Origin of the sequence: Desulfofarcimen acetoxidans DSM 771, assembly GCF_000024205.1 — a bacterium.
Classification (GTDB): Bacteria; Bacillota; Desulfotomaculia; order Desulfotomaculales; family Desulfofarciminaceae; genus Desulfofarcimen; species Desulfofarcimen acetoxidans.
The window spans coordinates 171,946-192,739 of the sequence record NC_013216.1; the positions used below are offsets into that span (position 1 = coordinate 171,946).

Annotated in this window: 14 protein-coding genes, 1 tRNA gene and 1 pseudogene; 11 read left to right on the forward strand and 5 right to left on the reverse strand. The window is 41.5% G+C overall.

The window, feature by feature from the left end:
- The first annotated feature begins 71 nt into the window (after positions 1 to 71).
- Entirely contained in the window at positions 72 to 974 is a 903-nt protein-coding gene (locus DTOX_RS00785; RefSeq protein WP_012813564.1) for an RpnC/YadD family protein, read from the forward strand.
- A gap of 840 nt (positions 975 to 1,814) precedes the next feature.
- Here DTOX_RS00785 and DTOX_RS00795 read toward each other — a convergent pair.
- Positions 1,815 to 1,889 (reverse strand) — tRNA-Ile (locus DTOX_RS00795).
- Between the two features lie 58 nt (positions 1,890 to 1,947).
- On the opposite strand from DTOX_RS00795, the gene DTOX_RS00800 reads away from it, so the two are divergent.
- The gene (locus tag DTOX_RS00800; RefSeq protein ID WP_012813565.1) at positions 1,948 to 2,199 is read left to right on the forward strand and encodes a type II toxin-antitoxin system HicA family toxin; all 252 of its coding nucleotides are present in this window, start codon (positions 1,948 to 1,950) and stop codon (positions 2,197 to 2,199) included.
- Between the two features lies 1 nt (position 2,200).
- Entirely contained in the window at positions 2,201 to 2,566 is a 366-nt protein-coding gene (locus DTOX_RS00805) for a type II toxin-antitoxin system HicB family antitoxin (protein ID WP_012813566.1), read from the forward strand.
- A 541-nt stretch (positions 2,567 to 3,107) separates the two neighbouring features.
- Here the strand turns inward: DTOX_RS00805 and DTOX_RS21875 are convergent.
- Positions 3,108 to 3,338 (reverse strand): annotated as a pseudogene (locus DTOX_RS21875) (transposase); the annotation flags it as partial.
- Between the two features lie 124 nt (positions 3,339 to 3,462).
- On the reverse strand, positions 3,463 to 3,609 hold the full coding sequence (locus DTOX_RS25175) for a hypothetical protein (RefSeq protein ID WP_083773334.1): 147 nt from the start codon (positions 3,607 to 3,609) through the stop codon (positions 3,463 to 3,465).
- Positions 3,610 to 4,080: 471 nt separating this feature from the next.
- On the opposite strand from DTOX_RS25175, the gene DTOX_RS00810 reads away from it, so the two are divergent.
- The 3 genes from DTOX_RS00810 (at position 4,081) to DTOX_RS21165 (ending at position 14,339) form a co-directional block, all read left to right on the forward strand.
- Positions 4,081 to 12,039, forward strand: coding sequence for an RHS repeat-associated core domain-containing protein (locus tag DTOX_RS00810; protein WP_042315218.1), 7,959 nt, complete (start codon positions 4,081 to 4,083; stop codon positions 12,037 to 12,039).
- A gap of 11 nt (positions 12,040 to 12,050) precedes the next feature.
- Positions 12,051 to 12,632 (forward strand): hypothetical protein, encoded by a 582-nt coding sequence (locus tag DTOX_RS00815; protein WP_012813568.1) that lies wholly within the window; start codon positions 12,051 to 12,053, stop codon positions 12,630 to 12,632.
- A gap of 1,281 nt (positions 12,633 to 13,913) precedes the next feature.
- Positions 13,914 to 14,339, forward strand: a complete 426-nt coding sequence (locus tag DTOX_RS21165) for a helix-turn-helix domain-containing protein (protein WP_012813570.1) — start codon at positions 13,914 to 13,916, stop codon at positions 14,337 to 14,339.
- Between the two features lie 297 nt (positions 14,340 to 14,636).
- On the opposite strand, the gene DTOX_RS00830 is transcribed toward DTOX_RS21165, so the two are convergent.
- Both DTOX_RS00830 and DTOX_RS00835 read right to left on the reverse strand, forming a co-directional pair.
- Positions 14,637 to 15,269, reverse strand: coding sequence for a M56 family metallopeptidase (locus tag DTOX_RS00830; protein ID WP_012813571.1), 633 nt, complete (start codon positions 15,267 to 15,269; stop codon positions 14,637 to 14,639).
- Positions 15,270 to 15,274: 5 nt separating this feature from the next.
- Entirely contained in the window at positions 15,275 to 15,634 is a 360-nt protein-coding gene (locus DTOX_RS00835) for a BlaI/MecI/CopY family transcriptional regulator (RefSeq protein ID WP_012813572.1), read from the reverse strand.
- A gap of 428 nt (positions 15,635 to 16,062) precedes the next feature.
- Between DTOX_RS00835 and DTOX_RS00840 the strand changes: the two genes are divergently transcribed.
- From DTOX_RS00840 to nrfD, 5 genes are all read left to right on the forward strand, one after another.
- Entirely contained in the window at positions 16,063 to 16,293 is a 231-nt protein-coding gene (locus tag DTOX_RS00840) for a Sec-independent protein translocase subunit TatA/TatB (protein ID WP_012813573.1), read from the forward strand.
- 33 nt (positions 16,294 to 16,326) lie between these two features.
- On the forward strand, positions 16,327 to 17,097 hold the full coding sequence (tatC, locus tag DTOX_RS00845) for a twin-arginine translocase subunit TatC (protein ID WP_012813574.1): 771 nt from the start codon (positions 16,327 to 16,329) through the stop codon (positions 17,095 to 17,097).
- A gap of 73 nt (positions 17,098 to 17,170) precedes the next feature.
- Positions 17,171 to 18,712, forward strand: coding sequence for a [FeFe] hydrogenase, group A (locus tag DTOX_RS00850; RefSeq protein WP_012813575.1), 1,542 nt, complete (start codon positions 17,171 to 17,173; stop codon positions 18,710 to 18,712).
- A gap of 21 nt (positions 18,713 to 18,733) precedes the next feature.
- Positions 18,734 to 19,522, forward strand: coding sequence for a 4Fe-4S dicluster domain-containing protein (locus tag DTOX_RS00855; RefSeq protein ID WP_012813576.1), 789 nt, complete (start codon positions 18,734 to 18,736; stop codon positions 19,520 to 19,522).
- 24 nt (positions 19,523 to 19,546) lie between these two features.
- Positions 19,547 to 20,683: an NrfD/PsrC family molybdoenzyme membrane anchor subunit gene (nrfD, locus tag DTOX_RS00860; RefSeq protein WP_012813577.1), complete on the forward strand. Its 1,137-nt coding sequence runs from the start codon at positions 19,547 to 19,549 to the stop codon at positions 20,681 to 20,683.
- The last annotated feature ends 111 nt before the right edge of the window (positions 20,684 to 20,794 follow it).

Consider the following 20,794-nt stretch of genomic DNA (forward strand, 5'->3'; position numbering starts at 1 on the left):
ATAATTTTATTCATTGAAACAATGTGTTAATTAGTGTAAAATAAAACCATAATACCGAGAGTTGTGATAATATGTCTCAAGATTACGATCTTATATTAAAGGCACTGGCTGAAAGGTACCCATCTCATTTTGTAGAAATGGTACGAGGTATAACTGTAGAAGACGTTCAGCGAGTAGAAAAGGAAGCTATAGCGGTAAAGCGAGAGTCTGATATGCTTTTTCGAGTTAGTGAAGATGGCTACGAATATCTTATGGCTATTGAAATGCAGATTAGGCCGGACCGGGAAATGCCTCGACGACTTTTAGAATACACTGCTATGCAGCATCGGGAGTTTAAGAAACCAGTTTACCCTGTAATAGTAAACCTTACAGGGCATAAAAAGAAGGATGAAAGTTACTGCTTTGATTGTTTGGATTTTACGGTGGTTACCTTTAATTATAGACAGATTAACTTATCAGACTTACCCGGACAGGATTTCTTGCGAAGCGGACCAGTAGGATTGATTCCCTTGGTAGTTTTAATGCGACATGATGAGGCACCGGAGGAAGTATTTGCAAAATGTGTTCAAAGAGTTGATGAGGTTCAGGATGAAGGTCTACGGGCAGATTTATATCTTGGACTGGCGGTATTGTCAACGATTAAGTTTACCAGGGAAATAATTCTAAAATATATTGAGGTGAATAAAATGGAAAACTCCCCGTTATTTGATGGTATTCGTGAAAAATGGATTGATCAGGGTGAGCAAATAGGGTTTCAAAAGGGAATACAAAAGGGAATACAACAGGCAATGCAGCAGTCTATACTTGAAGCTTTAGAAGAGAACATTGGAATGTGTTCTTCTAAAATAGGCAATAAATTGTCTTCTATTCGGGATATAAGCGTCCTGAAAACGCTTCACCGAAGGGCTGTAAAAGCTAAAACATTAGAGGAATTTTTAGAAACTTTAAATAGTGTTACAAAGGTTAATAATTAACTGAAAAAATATTAACTAACCACGACCTCCACCTTTACAAAAGGGTTGAGGTTTTTTGTTTGGTTATTCTGTCACGAAAGGGGAGGCATTTAAGTCGGAAATTAGGGATCAAGGGATAATTGCTTAAAAGTGTAATTGAACATTATTTTGTTAAGGATGAAATTGGGAACCATAAAAAACGATGGAAAATCTTCGATACATGGAAAAATGCGGGTTGACACCTATACCGGTATTTCACATAAGCACTAATTTAGCAGAGTTGGATAAATTGGTCATGGAATATCCGGTGATTGGTATTGGCGGTACCGCTAATTAAAAAAACAGGGAGACCTTTCTAACGGAAGTATTTCTTCGGTATCCCAAAATTGCCTTTCATGGATTAGGTATTACCAAAGCAGAAATATTAATGAATTATCCATTCTATTCGGTTGACAGTTCAGCCTGGCTTAATTCCCGCAGAGAAGACAAAGCAAAGGTATTAACCAGGAATGGTCAAGAAAAAAGAACTGACTTGTCTGTAATTGAGAGGGTTGTTCAAAGTATAAAATTCTTAAGTTCTTTGGAGTTACCTAAAACTTTCCGAGGGATAAATTTCATTGGGGAGCAGATAAGTTTTTCTTTTTAAAAGTTTACGTATGTTAACAAAAAGGGTATACGGATTATTATGTCAAATTCAATATCCACATATCTATATATATCAATAACCTAGGATAAACAAGAGGAATTATTGTTAAGGGGTGTGATATTGATGGATTTTAAGGTGTAAGACATGCAGATATCCGTATAAGTCGGTATAAGCTAATGATGAGGCATCTGGACAAGAGGCGTGGTAGGATCGTCTGGTTCTGGCGGCGGGAGTTGAACCCAGCATCAAGCGATTATAAGTCACTCGTTTTACCGTTAAACTACGCCAGTATAATTTCTTGATTATTGGTTCCATATATGATACCATAGCGTTAAGGCGGTGAAATTAATGACTAAATTTAGCAAGCTATACACTAAAATAGTTCGTAATCCTAAAGATGTAGAATTCGATGAGCTTGATAAAATTCTTAAAAAATATAACTTTAAACGGCGGCAACCAAGTAAAGGCTCCAGCCATTACACTTACTTTCACGATAAAATAGATGATATAGTCACAGTCCCAAAAGATAAACCAATTAAATCCATTTACGTTAAAATCGCCATAGCCGCAATAGAAAAATTAAGAAAAGAGGATAAGTAAATTGAAAAACATGGAATATTATCTCAAACTCAATTATGATATAAAATTAAGAAAACTCACAAAAGATGAGGGTGAGGGATGGTTGGCTCAAATCCCACTACTTCCTGGGTGCATGTCTGATGGCAACACACCAGTAGAAGCCCTTACAAATATAGAAGATGCTAAAAAATCCTGGATTGAAACATGCCTCGAACTTGGCCGCCCTGTACCTGAACCAATAACCGATGAACATTCCGGCCAATTAAGAATTCGTATACCCAAAACCCTTCATCGGATATTAGCTGAAAGAGCGAAAGAGGAAAATATCAGCCTTAACCAGTATATTAACTATCAGTTATCTCGCGGTGTTGGTTATACTCCTAAGTAAAAAACGGACCGAGCAACAAAGGCTCGGTCTTTTTTTCTATAAAGAAACGAAGAAGCCTTGCGGCTCCTTCGTTTCTTATTGCTAGCTTAACCCATCTACAGCCCTCTGCAAATCGTCCTCACCCGGTTGTGTATATGTTTTAACGTCTGTTGAATATTTGGGGTGTCATCGCTTTTAACATGCCCTGCCAGCCGTGCCACCACATCTAAAGGTATTTTACGGCTAACCGGGTTCATGGCAAAAGTTGTGCCTTAACGAGTGAGTATTAAGATGTTCAATGCCGGTGATTTTTCGGTGTTTTTCGATAACAAGCTGTAAACTTCAAGTAGTTATATGGCCACCAGTCTTGTTCGGAAAAATGTAATCAAAGTCAGGGTTATCTTGAAGGTATCGCCTCAATATTTGGCGAGTATCGATATTTAGCGGAACCTCCTGCCGTGCTTACCCTTTCTTTCGCCAATTTCAACTAATGTTCAACCTTATTTGCGCTAAAAGCCTCTTAATAACAGGGTTTTCGATAAAAAGTTCTATACTATATTTTTGCTATGTATTCTAAGGCAGCAATAATAAAATAAGCTATAACACAAATATATACATGACCTTTTACTCTATTTTCTTTTCGGTGGTACATAGGACGTATATCTAAATCGTTTTTGATAATTTTAAATGCATTTTCAACTTTGCTCAGATTTTTATAAATATCTATTAACTTTTCATCAGGATAGTCTTGCTGATTGGTCTGGATTACAAATGTACCATCAAGTCTTTCATCATCTTTTAATCTATCTGTATTTTTTAGTTAATTATTAAACAAGATCTATACTGCAAGTAACAATAAATCCCAAAATATCGGGGCTTAAGTCACTTAATATTAGTTTAGGATTGAAAGTCAGTCTCTATTTAACACTGTATTTTTGACAAAAACCAGAAATAATCCCAATGAATGATGATAGCCCTCCATCGTCCGTTATTCCATACAGCCTTTTGGCAGACCCCGCATTTGATGCATCCCAATTAGCGGTGACTGGATTCTGTTGTTCCATTTGTTTTAAGCACCGGTAAACTCCTGAACATAAGGTGTTATTGGTCCAATATAATAGACATTAGTATTTTGACATGAATCATCAAAATATCTATATATTAAATATTTTAAGAATTTTGTTAATATATCTTATGTCGAATAATATCAACTATTATCGTTAAATTATGTAAATTATATTGCAGGATTTTGCCGATTTTGATTGAAGAATTTTATTAAATAGCAATAGATGATTAATTAACGGATAAAAACAATGAAGTAAGTTCATGATACATTCAGAGAAATTAATTTTACTTTTAGGAATGAAATAACAAAATTTCTCCTAAAAGTTAGATATAAAAAATGTACAAATTAATTGATAAGAGGGGTGATATTGAATAAATAGTTGAAAATTTACGTAGCAGATAAAAAAGAAGTTTTAAAAAAGTTAACACAAATATTTCATTGTAGGAAAAACATGTTAGGGGGTCTAAGATTGGAGAAAAAATATTATATGCCAAAACCTTCTTCAAGGATTAAGAAATGCATCTGTTGTGTCTTAACAATAATAATGCTGCTAATTTCAAATACCGGTTTTATTCCGAATTACTATATCACAAATAATGCAAAAGCTATGAGCCTACCGAATAACTCACAGACATCAATTGCCTCAGGGAACTCCGGCAACGAATCTCCAAGTGACAATATGACCAATCAGTCAGAAACGGAGACTTCCGCACAAAATAATAGTGTCACCGGAGATGTTTATGTTGAGCAAAAAATATTCACAAGCGACTCATTGATGTTTACACCCTTTAATTCTCAAAAAGCTCTGACTGAAAGAGTCTACTCGGATAATCCTGATTACATCAATAAGGTGATAAACTATTCCGAAATCCCGAACACATTTCAATCAACCGGCGAGTATGTTTACCAGTCAGGCGACATCCATATGCAGCAGGTCATTCACATGCCAAAGATGATGGAAAGGCCTGATATCTCTAATCCCAGCGTAAGTAATACTGTTTATAATCAAACTTCAACATTAAACCAGAACAATGAAAATAGCATTGCCAGCTATGTTTATGAAAATAACAATAGTTCTGATATTATTGCTTCAGATACTGAAAGCACCTACAATTCATCCGCCGCACCGGCAAGTGATTTCGATACTTCAGCAATCACCGATTCAAAAACTGGTATGGAAGAAAACGATCTATATTTGATAGATTCCGGGCAGATTATGAACCCAGACCAGAGTGATTCCGGCGTTGTTGACAGCCCGGCCCAGGAAAATTTCACCTCCCAACAAACGGATTTAAGTAACACAAGCGTTGCCTCTGATGTACACTCAACAGGCAGGAACATGAACACAATCTTTCCCATCCAAAACAAATCCGGTCCTTTTACTGTTGGCTTTTCCCGCCATGCCGGCAGCGACCTGCTGCGGTTCTCTTACAAAAACGCCAATTTGATGCTGAATCCATTGAACCCTGCCTCCGTATCCGGCAGTGTCTACAAAAACACCATTACATACGAAAACATATATCCTAATACAAACATCAGATACACATTAGAGAAAAACCGGCTTAAAGAGGATATAATTGTCCAAAAGTATACCGGTGTTAATGAATTCAATTTTCAACTAAGCGTAAGTAATGCCGTTTATGACAATAAGTCCAGTGGAGAAATTAGTTTTTTAGATCCCGGCTCATCTACACCCCTTTTTTACATGGCCAAGCCATTTGCTGTTGATAAGAACGGAAATCGGTGTGAATTAGTTAACATCGTGATAAGCGATACTGGCTCACTAAAACTTACGGTTGATCCCGACTGGTTAAAGAAAGCCGTTTACCCTATAATTATTGATCCTACTATTTATTTGCCTGACGCAATATTTACCCGTTCGTCAACTGCTTACAACCTGGAAGGTGTTCAGGTTCAGGCAAACCAGCCACGTTATGAGGCAAGCAAATTTGGACAGGCAATAATGATTGAGGAAGGAACAACGAACCTTTTTGATCAAAGTCAATTATCCACATTTTATAGTTTTCCATCAAACACACATGCAATCCAGCAAAGCAATGGTTTTTGGCGATTATCAAAAGGAACTGATAATGAATTTCTCTGCAACTATAACATCAGTATTGTTAATGGAACTACTTATACAGAAAGCTTTTACTTTCACCATGATGGAACAATAACAGGGCTATATATTACTTTTTTCACTAACAATGGACATCACTTAGTGCCTGCGACAATAGAAGATTTAGGCGGTGGTCTAAAACGTGCTAGCGCTACCTACACGACAGTGATGAATGATAATTGTATTCGTGCTGTCGATATCTTTCAACCTTCCGGCACATGGACATATATTGAAATTGCTCGGGCACAATTAGAGGCAAAAGCTTATGCTACTTCATATCAAATTAATGGGGCTTCTCGAGCCGCTGAAGATTTGAATATTCCCACAGTGGGAATATTAAATAAAGATAAAGGCGCAATTGAGATACGTTTTAATCCTTTAACAATTAATAATTGGAACAACTATTTTTATATGGATATAAATACCGGACGGTTTCTATTGTTTTTTGACAATACAGGAAGAATTTCATGGGATTATGGTGCCGTCAATGACAGTATCTCCTCAGTCGCCGGTATAGCGGTTGCTCATCAGCCAATTGATATTTGTATGTCATGGGATGCAACTGTTGGTACCAGAGAATTAATGGTTAATGGCCAATCAATCGGTACGAAAGCTTTTACAGCACCAGCTGGTTTACCTGATTCCGTAGGTTTAGTTAATAATTTTGCCACTTTGCTTGATGATCTCCGCATCTCCTCTCGGGCCCGCACTTTAGCTGAGCATCAGGCTGCCTATAATAGTGGTCAGCCACTACCCATTGATGGCTTCACGAAATGTAAGATGAGCTTCGATGGTAATCTGTATACGGCATCTTATGGTGTGATAAATACAGGAATCACTGCGGCATTTTCTCGTTCATCAATTGCATATAAACAAAACGGCACACAAGTTCAGGTAAACCAGCCGCGTTATGAGGCAAGCAAATTTGGACAGGCAATAATGATTGAGGAAGGAACAACGAACCTTTTTGATCAAAGTCAATTATCCACATTTTATAGTTTTCCATCAAACACACATGCAATCCAGCAAAGCAATGGTTTTTGGCGATTATCAAAAGGAACTGATAATGAATTTCTCTGCAACTATAACATCAGTATTGTTAATGGAACTACTTATACAGAAAGCTTTTACTTTCACCATGATGGAACAATAACAGGACTATATATTACTTTTTACACTAACAATGGACATCACTTAGTACCTGCGACAATAGAAGATTTAGGCGGTGGTCTAAAACGTGCTAACGCTACCTACACGACAGTGATGAATGATAATTGTATTCGCGCTGTCGATATCTTTCAACCTTCCGGCACATGGACATATATTGAAATTGCTCGGGCACAATTAGAGGCAAAAGCTTATGCTACTTCATATCAAATTAATGGGGTTTCTCGCGCCGCTGAAGATTTGAATATTCCCACAGTGGGAATATTCAACAAAGATAAAGGCACAATTGAGATACGTTTTAATCCTTTAACAATTAATAATTGGAACAACTATTTTTATATGGATATAAGTACCGGACGGTTTCTATTGTTTTTTGACAATACAGGAAGAGTTTTATGGGATTATGGTGCCGTCAATGACAGTATCTCCTCAGTCGCCGGTATAGCGGTTGCTCATCAGCCAATTGATATTTGTATGTCATGGGATGCAACTGTCGGTACCAGAGAATTAATGGTTAATGGCCAATCAATCGGTACAAAAGCTTTTACAGCACCAGTTGGTTTACCTGATTCCGTAGGTTTAGTTAATAATTTTGCCACTTTGCTTGATGATCTCCGCATCTCCTCTCGGGCCCGTACCTTAACCGAATATCAAGCAGCCTACAGCAGCAACCAGCCGTTACCCATTGATGACGCCACAACATGTAAGATGAGTTTCGACAATAACTTATATACCACCGATATGTGGGGAACCGGCATTCTGCCCTATTGGAACTACAACACAGCAAGCCTGGGCGGAGGGTGGAACACCCCAGTAAACACCTTCAACCTGAACATGCTCTTAAACAAATCCCTTTTCTATCTCCCAGGTCATGGTTTACCCATCGGAGAAAGCATCACCTACAATTCCATTGACGGCAGAAACGGCCCCCTGGGCATTGGCTGGCATCTTGGTTCCGACACCGGCCTAACCGAGTGTAAAGACGGAAGCGTCATTTATAACGGAGGCGACGGCTCATCCCATGCCTTTACACCAAACGGAAGCGGCGGATATACCGCGCCTTCCGGTATCTATCTTACTCTGCAAAAAACAGCTCCGGGAAACTTCATAATCAACGACAAAAAACATAACACATACACCTACCAAAACAATAAACCGACTCAAAGCATTGACCGGAACAACAACATAACAACCTATACTTATGATAACAACGGGCGGCTTTCACAGCTTTACGACGCTTCCGGCCGTAAAATCACATACGCTTATAACTCCGCCGGCCAGGTGACATCTATAAGTGACCCGGCAAACCATGCATACAGATTTACCTACCAAAACAACAAATTAATCTCAGCAACCGATCCATCAAATAATACATTTACCCTCAGCTACGATTCAAACGGGCATCTGAATTCCTTTACCGATCCGTTAAACCGTAAAACCACTTTCAACATAAACCCAAACGGCCAGTTGCTGAGCTATAACGACGCACGTTCCAACGACCAGGACTTCTATACAACAACCTTTAACCAATTCCTCCAAAGCAATACAATGGTCACCACTATCACCGACCCAGGCAACAGGACAAACACCTACCATCATGACAATAATACCGGCAACCTTATCAAACAGCAGGACGGAGTCGGCAACACCTGGAACTATACCTGGACTGACAACAACCTTACCCAGTCTCAAGACGCTAAAGGCACAACAAACTGCCAATATGACAACATGGGCAATATGACCCAAAAAACAATTACCGTGGACAGCAACCCCGGCAACAACATCATCGAAACCATGACCTACAACAACTACAACGAGCTTCTAACAAAAAAAGACAACAACGGCAGAGAAACTAATTACACATACAACAGCCAGGGAAACCTGCTCTCCACATCCGATCCCAACGAAAAGGCATCAAGCAGCTATAGTTACGACCAATATGGCAACATCATCCAATACAACCCTAACGTGCTGGGATACCACAATCTAGTCCTAAACGGCAGTATGGAGATGCTCGACACCAATGATAACCTGCCAGCCAATTGGGGCATGAACGGGAGCGCCACTGTGAGCCGGGATGATTCTTTCCACCCACATGGCAACTACTCGCTCAAAATCAGCAATACCACTGCACCATACTGTTATTTTAGACAGGATATAAATAACACTAACTTTAGCTTAGACGCATTAACACTGAGAGCAGAGGTTAAACTTAACAAAGTCACAGGCGGTATTAGTTCTGATGGTGAAGAACCATTTGGAGAAGATAGCTGCAGCGGCTTAAAAATTGGTTTTCTCTTCCATGACGATTACGGCAACTACGCATATGTATACGCTATATGTACCGGTTCCGGGAGAACCACGATTACCCTGCCGACCACAGTACCGTTTCTCCCTAGCCCACCTTACCATGGCGCTTTATATCATGTGCAGGTCTTCATGGGATTGAACAATTCAAGCGGTACCGCCTGGTTTGACGGAGTGCAGCTCCTGTGCAAGGGCAGCTGCAGTCAAGATCATATCATCAGTCAATTCAACTCCGTGGAAAACAGCAGTTTTGAAGACACCTTGGACTACTGGACTCCCGGAGGTGCCGCTACTGTTAACAGCAGCCTTTCCTGGGGAGGTTCCTACTCATTAAAAATGACCGCGGCGGGAACCACCTACCAGGACGTTCCCACCTACGCAGGGGAGCCGCTGACCTTATCCGGCATGATTAATACCAGCGGTGTCAGCGGCAGTGGTGCCTGCTATCGGATCGACTACTATGACGCCTCGAACAACCTGATCTCCGGGACTTCCGTACAAACCGCCTGTATCAGCGGAACTCAGGGCTGGACAAGAATGGCAAGTATGGCCAACGCTCCTGCAAATGCCAACCACGCCCGGCTCCAATGCATACTAAACGGTAGCGGTGCAGCCTATTTCGACGACGTGAAATTGACACCTATAAACAGCATGCAATATACTTACGATAAGCCCAGCGACTATACCAATCCCGGCAGCTATACCGGAGGAAACTACATGACCCTCTCGGAAGATGCCCTGGGTATTCAAAATGCTTACGCATACGATGCAAACGTCGGCAACATGATAGGACACGCCGATCCTCTAAATCATATTACCTGGTTTAACTATGACACACTGAACCGTCTCATCAGAGTAACAGATCCTTTAAATCGCAAAGCCTATTACCAGTACGATCCCGTAAGCAACCTGATTTATACACGCGACCCCAGGAGCGCGTCGTCATCGGACAACACATACAGCACATTCTACGGGCCAAACAACCTGAACCGGCTTTCTGCCCTGACCGATTCACAGAACCGGAGCGCCACCTATACCTATGACAGATCCGGTAACCTGACGGGAATTGCCCTGCCCAACGGCCAAAGCGAAAGCCTGGAATATGATAACGCCAACCGCCTGAGCAAAATTACACTAAGTGATGGCAAATACTATAACTATTACTATGACGGAGCCGGAGAACTGATCAGCGTTACAGATCAAAACGGAGCCGGTTGCTCCTGGAACTACGACGGAGCACACAGAGTAACCGGTACAACAGATCCATTAGGCTATCAGCTTAACTACTCCTTAGATAAAAGCGGCAATCTTGAGTTGGAATCTGGTATTGATTACAGTTGCCACTACAAGTATGACGGTGGCAATAATATATACAAACTATATCTACCCGGTGCAATAATCTACTATAATCGCGATGGTCAAGGGCGTGTTTTTAACGTTGAGTATAACCCGTCCTACATTGTTAATCACCAGTTGCATTATGCTACCAGCCAAAGAATAATCAACTATCTGGTCAATGGCTGGTGCATCAGTATCCAGGATCAATACTTCCCCTATCGATCCGGTTACTCATACGGTTACTATGCTGACGGTACTATCTCCGGCTACAGCTCGTGGAACGGCACACACAGTTTCAGCTATGATGCTGACGGAAGGCTTGCCTCCTGGACACACGGAGGAATTCAACAGAATTACACATATGATGCCGCCGGCAACCTCCTGACCAAAGGAAACAGGACATTTGCCTACAACAACATCAACGAGATCACGAGTCCGGGCTTCACCTACGATCAAAACGGTAACATGACCGGCGACGGCAGCTTCAATTATACCTACAACGCCTTGAATCAGCTCGTCCGGGTCAATAAAGCATCCGACGGGAGTCTGGTGGCCACCTATACCTACAACCACGACGGCACCAGGAGAAATAAAGTCACCGCTCAAGGAACAACCAACTATAACTGGGATGCCTCCGGGAACTTAATTAGGGAAATCGGCCCCAATGGTACCTATTGTTACTACTATGTGTCGGGCAAACTAATCGCCTTCGAGAATAACCAGCAGTTGTATATAGTGCACGATAACCTGCGGGGCGATGTCATCAGCTTATCAATGACGGATGACTACGGAAACACAGATCAGGAAAACAGGTATGACTACGACCCATGGGGCACTCCTATCTGTGAGGATGAATCGGTAAAGTCACCCTTCCGCTACGCCGGTTATTACTATGATACTGAGACGGGATTGTATTATTTAAAGAGCAGGTATTACAGCCCGGCGTTGGGGAGGTTTTTGACGAGGGACCCGCATAGTTTTATAAATCATGCTGACCCACAGACGCTTAATTTATATGCTTATTGTGGGAATAATCCTGTGAGCACTGTTGACCCAACGGGTCATTGGGATGAAGAACCCAGTGAAGGATATGTTGTTAGCCCAGATTATTTGGAAAATACCGCAACAGCTAGGATTATTAATAGTAACGTATTCCAGAATATATTAATGGGAATTAGTGTAGGTGAGGGATTAAGAGCTCTTAAGTTTTTTAAGGGCGCGGGTAATTTGAAACTTACTTCTGATGCTCTTAAAAAAATTGGGACAAAGGCTGAGAGTAGTGGAATTAGGGCTGTCAAAGGAACTGCTGATGATGCTTGGGATTTCTTTAGGAATCAGGTAAATATATCATCAATAAAAGAAGTGAAACCAGGTGTTTTTGTTGGGAAAGACGGTAATGGGCTGACCTTCACATATAGAGCAGCCTCAAAGTCAGGACCACCAACAATAGATGTTAACGGAATCCAAGGCTTAAGGAAAATAAAGTTCTTGCCATAGGAGGAGTAGTGATGATACGGGAAATAACTAATGAAAGTCAGAAACTAAAATTGAAAACCGAATTTCTAAAAGTATTTAAAGGAATAGATCCGTTTCATGAAGTATTTAATGATGCCGTCGTTGAAAGGCTGATAATCTATCCAACAGATGGATATTACCTTACTCCAGAACAGTTTGAAGCACTATTAAATGCCGCAAACATTGTAGGAGATAGCGAAATATATATATCTGAGGTAGAATCAGAATCGGACTGTTTTACAGCAGGTGAATCAGATAGAAAATATCAATGTAAACATTGGGTAGTGGAAAATCAAATTCAATTAAATCAATACTATGAGCTACCAATAGTATTAGAGAATGCTATATATTCGCCTCAAGGCAAGTGGGGTATAATAATTTCTCATGAGGAACATGCACTATTAGGTGGAATGAATGAATTCATGAAATACTTCAAAGCAAGTTACAATAAATGGAATGAAGATACTGAATCATTTATTGTAACCTGGGAGAGCAACAAAAAGCTATATGATTCAAACTTAGATTGGCTTCCAAAAATATTGAGGCATATTAATCAGAATGAAGAAATAATTTGATGTAAATACAACAAATACTTCCCTGAAAAACTATGCGAAGAATAGTATTCCTATCGGGCCAGCAATGAACCTTAACAAACACCTTAATAAGCTTGAAATTTATCGGCTTTTTAGCCAACCACAGCCACCTAAGGAAACTGGCTGCTGGCGGTTCAAATCTATAAGCGGTCGGCATTGCCGGTCGCTGTAAACCGGCGGGGGGCGCCTAAAGGTGCACCCGCCTTTAACCTGTATGGTTTTCGACCCCATGCTTCACCCCGCCATTGAGGGCAAAAAGCCATATTTAGGATCTGCGTTTTTGGGTGCAGGACATCTTGCATAAAGCCGCCAATTTTGCCCTCATTTCCACCGGGTGGGGGGGATAGCCTTATGGCGGCTGCCAAAACGCGATACAGCGGTACACAGTAGGCTCTTTATTTAAAAGCATTTTATATACGTTATGAAATTTCTTAGAATAGTAGGAGTTACACCGACAACCGTGAGGGGTTTTTTAAAGTGCTGTCAAGAGAATGGTGCTGAAGGCTTAAGTAAATTATAAAAAAATATACGCTTGTACGAAAAACGTGTACAAGCATATATTAAGCAGTTATCGCCTAATGTGGTCAGCTTAACTTACTAAGTAAATTTTCTTAGTCATAAATAAACTTAATTATGAATTAATGTTATTTCATGTAAAAAATTATCTAGAGTTGGGAAGGTCTAAACTAGTGTTACAGGGAATATGCCCTTTGATATCAGTCATGATAAGAACTTCTCCATCCGGAAATCTTTTGAAAACAGTATATATACTGCCCTGCAAAGTCTTTTCTTTTTTTCTTCCGGAAAAGAAATAATCCATATCTTGTTTCCCGTATCTAATATTTGCTCTGCAGCCGTTGACATTCTATACCTAAAATACCATATGCAATAAGCATAACATTGACTCTTATGACGTCCCTTCGGCAATGGGCTTTTACACATTTACGGCCGCCAGTGGATAGGCTATAATAAAATTAGAATATTATTACCTTTTTGAGACCAGACTTGTATTTATATACACCTGCATGAGTACTTGCTTTTTTCTGAAAGGCAAGTATTCATGCGGTAGTTATTTTGTCGTCTTTTTCAGATCAGTCCACATTTATGCCTATCATGGTTTTTTCGTCAATATTCATACATTAAATAATTCTTTACGCGATCAATTATATGACACAAATAACATCGCGTCAATACTTCCAGATGTTATTTGTGTCATGCAAAATAAGTTTGCACCTATTTTGTCATTCAAGGAGCCATAAATTTATGTCGGAATTATCTTTTTCAACGCAAGAGCTCGGCAAACGAGTTGCAGAAATACGGGGCAAGAATACTCAAAAGGAACTTGCCAAAGCAATCGGTGTCAGCCGAAGCTATATTGGTAACATTGAGCAGGGTATCACCGTACCAAGTCTGGAAGTTTTAATAAATATAGCCCAACAATATCATGTTTCTCTGGATTGGCTCGTTTACGGTAATACGAATTCATCCCCTGTAGCTGGTGCAACTGGTTACCAGCATAAATCACCGGATTTTTTCCTGCGCCGGCAAGCTACCGCTGTGGAACAAAATTTTTCTTCTGCCGCATTTCCGCCGAAAATACTCAAACAATTTAAAAACTTAACGCCAAATAACCAAAGGCTTGTCTTTGAATTCATAAAAATGCTGACCATGTACGAAAAAAACAATTAATGCTTTTTTAGGTCCTAACATTTATCACTGGTTTACGCAACAATACCCACGATGCATTTACATGGATGGGTATTTTACATTTTCTTTGAGTTTTCGTCTATCCTAATGCTCACCTTATCTTGTCAAACTATGCGTATTTTTCGTTCTTTCATGCATCTGTACGGTTTCCTGAATAGCCTTCGCCTTTTCTATCATACTTTTTCCCCAGAACCGTCCATATTCCGAACAATTTCTTTTTGCTTCTTTTTCATTTCTGCTTGCGGTTATTTGGGCCGTTTCTTAGTTTATGCCTTTTCGTCACAAGGACATTTCCATATCCCTATTGCAAAGGATAAGTGCGACCCAGACAAACGGATTAAACCAATGAATTGCTAGGATAAGAAACCCGGCGATTTTCACAATATGGTCAAAACGTCGGATATGTGTCTGTTCGTGTAGTACGATATAGTTTTGTTTCCGTTTCGAGAGTGTGGATGGCAGAAAGATATTCGGATGTATTCCAATAAGTTTTTTGTGCAACAACATAAGCGTAGCAACACTGTAAAGAATGAGCGCAGCAATACCAATAAGCCAAATGATTTCACCAAAAAATATCCATATCTGCAAAGGGTTTATACTCGCACCTAGTGTTGCCGGTGCTGGCAGAACAGCGTTTATCGTATTGTCAATAACGTCCAATCCTGTGGTAATCTTCGGATTTTGAGAATAAATTATATCCGTCGAAATCGGGTTCGGATTGACTGGAAGCAAACTCCATACACCTTTAAATGAGATAGGACAAACAAGATGAAACAGAACTATGCTCCATAATACATAGGAAAATATCTTAGGAGCTTTTTTAAGCAGCAATCTCGCAATTAGCACAAATATGATAACGAGGCTTGCGTTAAAACTCATGTTAAGTATTTGCAAAAAGACCCTATCAAACATACGCTTTACCCCCTGCTTTGATTGATGAGCTTTTGCAGCTCGTCGCTCTCTTTTTTTGACAGCTTCTTTCGCATAGTAAACGCGGCTAAAAATTGAGGAAGCGATCCGTCAAAGGTTTCTTCAATAAATTTTTCACTTTGCAAAGCCTTAAATTCTTGTTTAGACAGAATGGACGACACAACACCATCTTTGTTTTGAAAAATATTCCGCTGGCACAGGCGACGCAACATTGTGTAGGTAGTGGATTTTTTCCATCCTAACTCTTTCTCGCAGAGTTTTACTAAATCGCCGGAAGAAATCGGCTCACTATGCCACATAAGTTCTGCGAACTTCGTCTCCATAGCTCCTAATCTATAATCAAGCACAACATTTTTCCTCCTGAGGTTTAACTCCATTAAACTTCAATATAAATCTAACAACGTTAAACAGGATTGTCAATAATGATTTTATATGTCTGTCACGTTATTGTTGGTGCCTGATAGTTGCATCCTTATGCGCCTTGCGCATTTAATAAGATTGTATTTGCGGCAATGACTAAAAGGGTGACTTGGGAATATTCTGATCTGCCTTTCTTTTGTAAGGATGAGAATTTAATTACTTTTATTATATTTTTTAAAATTCATTAAATTTTTTGTCGAATTAATATTGATTTCAGGTTAAAAATATACTATTCTTGTAATAAGATATATTTATTGATTACGATAATTAATGTTTATTGTAGGCGGTAATTATTAAAAAAATTTGTTTATAGCACAACTAAATATGAGTCTATATTTAAAAAGGAGGGGAAATCATGTTTGGCGGACTCTTTCAACCAACTCATCTGATTCTTATTCTGGTAGTGGTGTTGATTATTTTCGGTCCCGGTAAACTGCCCGAAGTGGGTAAGGCTATCGGAAAAGGTATTCGGGAAATAAAAAAGGCTGCTTCTGATGAAACAAATGAAAATAAGACGGAACTGGCTCAACAGGAGGAGAAGAGTTCCAATGTTGTCGCTATTGCTAAATCCAGTGATTCTAAATAGTCAACAGTTTAGTTAGCTGCCGGAGAGGAGGTAGTGAAGATATCAGAGGACAAAGAGCTAACCGTAGTCCAACACCTGGAGGAACTGCGAAAGGTGCTGATAGTGTCTATTATAGCCACCCTTGTTATGACCCTGGTCAGCTGGTTTTATGTCGAGCAAGTTTTGAATCTCTTACTCTCACCTGTAACCTTTTCCAACCATAGGTTGGTTTATATCGGGGTTACCGAAGCAATCATGACCAAGATTAAGCTGGCTTTCTTTCTAGGATTTATAACTGCTTTGCCCGTTACCCTCTGGCAGGTTTGGAGTTTTCTTGTGCCGGCTTTGCGCAAAATAGAAAAAATCTATTTTACACTGTTTATATTTTTATCTTTCCTGCTTTTTGTAACGGGGTTGTTGTTCGGATTTCTGGTAGTCTTTGATTTATGCGTTAAAATACTGCTTCACTTTGGCGGGCCTGAATTGGATCCTATGCTGAGTATCGGTAAATATATATCCTTTACTGTGAATTTTCTTTTGCCTTTCGGACTGATTTTTGAAATGCCCCTGGCCTCCTTCTTTTTGGCCAAGTTAAGGCTTATCAACTACCGGGTTATGGTTAAGGGACGTAAAATAGCTCTTCTGGTTTCTATCGTAGCTGCCTCGGCACTAATAGCTTCTCCTGATATTTTTTCTGTCTTGCTTATGGCCGCACCAATGTATTTACTATATGAACTGAGTGCGTTAATTGTTAAACTGGTGGATTGGAAAGCAGCCCGCAAGCTTGGGCGGAGGGAGAAAGAGCTGATAGCAGCAGAATTATAAATATTTTGCCGGCAGTTGTAAGCCCGATATCTAAAACAAGTAAATCTTTAAGGTATAAAGGAGGAGGAATGAAATGGATGACCGGTTTAGTTTAGAAAAAGAAATTACCAGACGGTCATTTCTTAAAATGATGGGGGGCTTGGGCCTGACCGGTTTATCGCTAAGTCTTGCCGGATGCGGTGAAGGCCAACAGGAATTCGCCGGAGGGAAAGGATGGATGCCGCAGCAGTATCAGGTAGCCGGTGCCTGGCCGGCTCAGGTGCGGGGAAGGGTGCCGGTCAGTCCGGACAACCCGTCAATAGCCCGTGATGACCGGAAATGTATTCTGTGCGGTCAGTGTTTGGAAGTCTGTAAAAACACACAAACCGTTTACGGTCATTATGCGTTGCCGCTGGTTAATGACATTGTTTGTGTTAACTGCGGACAGTGTGCTCTCTGGTGTCCCACCGGGGCGATTAGCGAGTGCGACGATAGTGAAAAGGTATGGGAGGCAATACAGGATCCGGGTAAGGTGGTGGTTGTCCAGACAGCCCCGGCTACCAGGGTGGCTTTGGGCGAGGAATTCGGTTTGGAGCCAGGTGCCTGGGTAATGGGGCAGCAGGTAGCCGCTTTAAGAAGACTGGGTTTTGATGTGATTTTTGATACCAATTTCACAGCCGATTTGACCATTATGGAAGAAGCCACCGAACTGATCAGGCGTGTCAAGGGGGACTTGAAAAAGCCTTTGCCCCAGTTTACTTCCTGCTGTCCTGGCTGGATTAAGTTTTGCGAATACTTCTACCCGGATCTCTTTTTAAATTTATCTACCTGCAAGTCCCCGCAGCAGATGCTCGGGGCGCTGGTTAAAACTTATTTTGCCAAAGAAAAGGGGTTAAACCCTAAAAATATATTTTCAGTAGCTATTATGCCTTGTACAGCTAAAAAATTTGAAGCCAATCGGTCGGAAATGAAGGACAGCGGTTACCGGGATGTGGACTCGGTTCTTACTACCAGGGAGTTGTCCCGTCTGCTTAAAAAACATAATATTGATCTGACCAAACTGCCGGCGGAGAACTATGATCCGCTGATGGGAAAGTCTACCGGCGGGGCTGTTATTTTCGGAGCTACCGGCGGGGTAATGGAAGCCGCGGTAAGGACAGCTTATTTCTTTATTACTCAAAGTCCGCCTCCTTCCGGGCTTCTTCAACTGACACCGGTGCGGGGCCTGGCGGGTGTGAAAGAAGCCGCGGTAGAAATACCGGGTGTGGGCCGGATCAGGGTTGCCGTTTGTCATGGCATGGGCAATGCGCGGGAAATACTGGAGGCCACTCGCAAGGGTAACGCCCCCTGGCATTTTGTGGAGTTTATGTGCTGTCCGGGCGGCTGTCAGAGCGGGGGCGGACAGCCGCGTACTGCAGTGCCGCCTTCTGATGAAATTCGTTTAAAAAGGATTGCCAGTTTGTATAATGCCGATGCCAAAATGGTTATGAGGGAAAGTCATGAAAACCCGGATATTTTAACCATCTACCAGAAATTTCTGGAGCATCCGATGAGTGAACTGGCTGAGAGGCTGCTGCATACTGAATATATATCACGGGGTAAATGTTTCAGCCCGTTAAAGTCTGGTGCAGTTTAAAGAGGTTTAGGGGGTGAAAAAGTGGCAAAAAGTGTTTTAGTTGATATTACTAAGTGTGTTGGGTGCGGGAGTTGTGCCGTTGCCTGTAAACTATGGAATAGCCTGAAGTGGGATCAGAGTAAGCCTGTTAACGGAGAAAAAGCGGAAACTTCCGCAGAAAACTGGACCGTGGTGCGCCTGCACCAGGTGCCAAAGGAACGGGAAAAGGTCTGGCGCTTTACTAAACAGCAGTGCCTGCATTGTGAAGAACCGGCCTGCGCCTCAGCCTGTTTCGCCAGGGCTATTGTCAAAACGGAACAAGGACCGGTCATCTATCGGGCCTCACTATGTGTCGGCTGTCGCTATTGTATGCTGGCCTGTCCCTTTGAGATCCCTAAATATGAATGGGACAAGGTCTTTCCTCAGGTACACAAGTGCCAGATGTGTCCGGAAAGGATTGAAAATGGTGAGAGTCCGGCCTGTGTGGCCGCCTGTCCTACAGGAGCACTGAAATACGGTGAGCGAAGCCTGCTGCTGCAGGAGGCCCGCCGGTGTTTAAGCAGCAACAGCAATTATATTAAGCATATTTACGGTGAAAAGGAAGCCGGCGGTACTTCGTGGCTTTATATATCAGACACAGATTTTGCGGCTCTGGGTTTCAGAACCGGTGTTACCAGCAGGCCGCTTCCCGATTATACTTACAGTATTTTAAAGCTTACCCCTGCGGTTGCCCTGGGCTGGGGGGCGGTCTTAACCGGCTTGTATGCGTACAACCGGCGCAGGAAGGAAATTGCCGGGGAAACTAAGGAAAAAAAGAGAGAGAAACGATGACCGGAATTTGAGGAGGAAAATTATATGCAGAAGAAATGGCATTTTAGAATGACTCCGGTCAGAGCAGTGCTGCTGTGCCTGTCTCTTCTGGCCGTAGTCCTGGCGGTTTATCGCCTGGTTTTTGGCCTGGGCAGTGCTACCAACTTAAATGACCGGTGGCCCTGGGGGTTATGGATAGGCTTTGACGTTTTAACTGGTGTGGCACTGGCCGGAGGTGGTTACAGCACTTGCCTGCTTGTGCATGTACTAAGAATAAATAAATTTAAACCGATTGTCAGAAGTGCTATGTTAACGTCTCTAATAGGTTACCTGCTGGTTATGGGCGGCCTCTTTTTAGATATCGGGCGCTGGTTTAATTTCTGGGCTCCCTTTGTTTCCTGGGGCTACCACAGTGTCTTATTTGAAGTGTTCTGGTGTGTTTCGATATATACTTTGATTCAAACGCTGGAATTTGGTGAAATCGCGACAGAGAAAGTGGGCCGCTCCTGGCACGGTTTTTTCAAAAAAATAATGCCGGTACTTTTTATCGTTGGTATTGTTTTGCCCACCCTGCACCAGTCATCGCTGGGTTCCCTGTATGTTATTGAGGTTGGTAAATTATATCCCCTCTGGTGGTCTATGCTGCTGCCTCTTTTTTTCCTGATGTCTTCCTTTTTCGTGGGTCCGGCTATGGTGGTGGTGGAAACCACTCTGGCCGGTAAAGCGCACGGTCACCAGGTTGAAACCTCTGTTTTGCAAAGCCTGGTCAAAGTCTCCGGTTCAGTTATGCTGGTTTATCTTATTTTGAAAATTGCTGATTTGTTTTATCGCCATAAGGCGGGACTGGTCTTGGCCGGAAATTTCGAAGGGTATATGTTCTTGCTGGAAATGCTGGCCGGTATTATAATTCCTCTTATTATATGTTTCACCCCCGGGTTGCGCTCCACAAAGGGAGGGTTGCTTGCCTTCAGCTTGCTGGTGGTAGCCGGGGTAATCATTAACCGTATGAATGTTGTCTTTACCGGTATGTCCCGTTACATGGGCGGCAGCTACTTTCCTTCCTTTATTGAGTGGGCAGTCAGTATTGGCCTGATATCTGCCGGTGTTCTGGCTTACCTGTTTATTGTGGAGAATTTCAATATTCTTTCTGAGGAACCCCGGGTCAAAGAGATTGCGCATTAGATTCATATTTTTTAAATCAGAAGCTGCAGGTAAGCCGCCTGCGGCTTCTTTTATTATTAAGCCGGACCGGCGAAGCTGTTGCTGACGTTGCCGCATATATGATATATAATA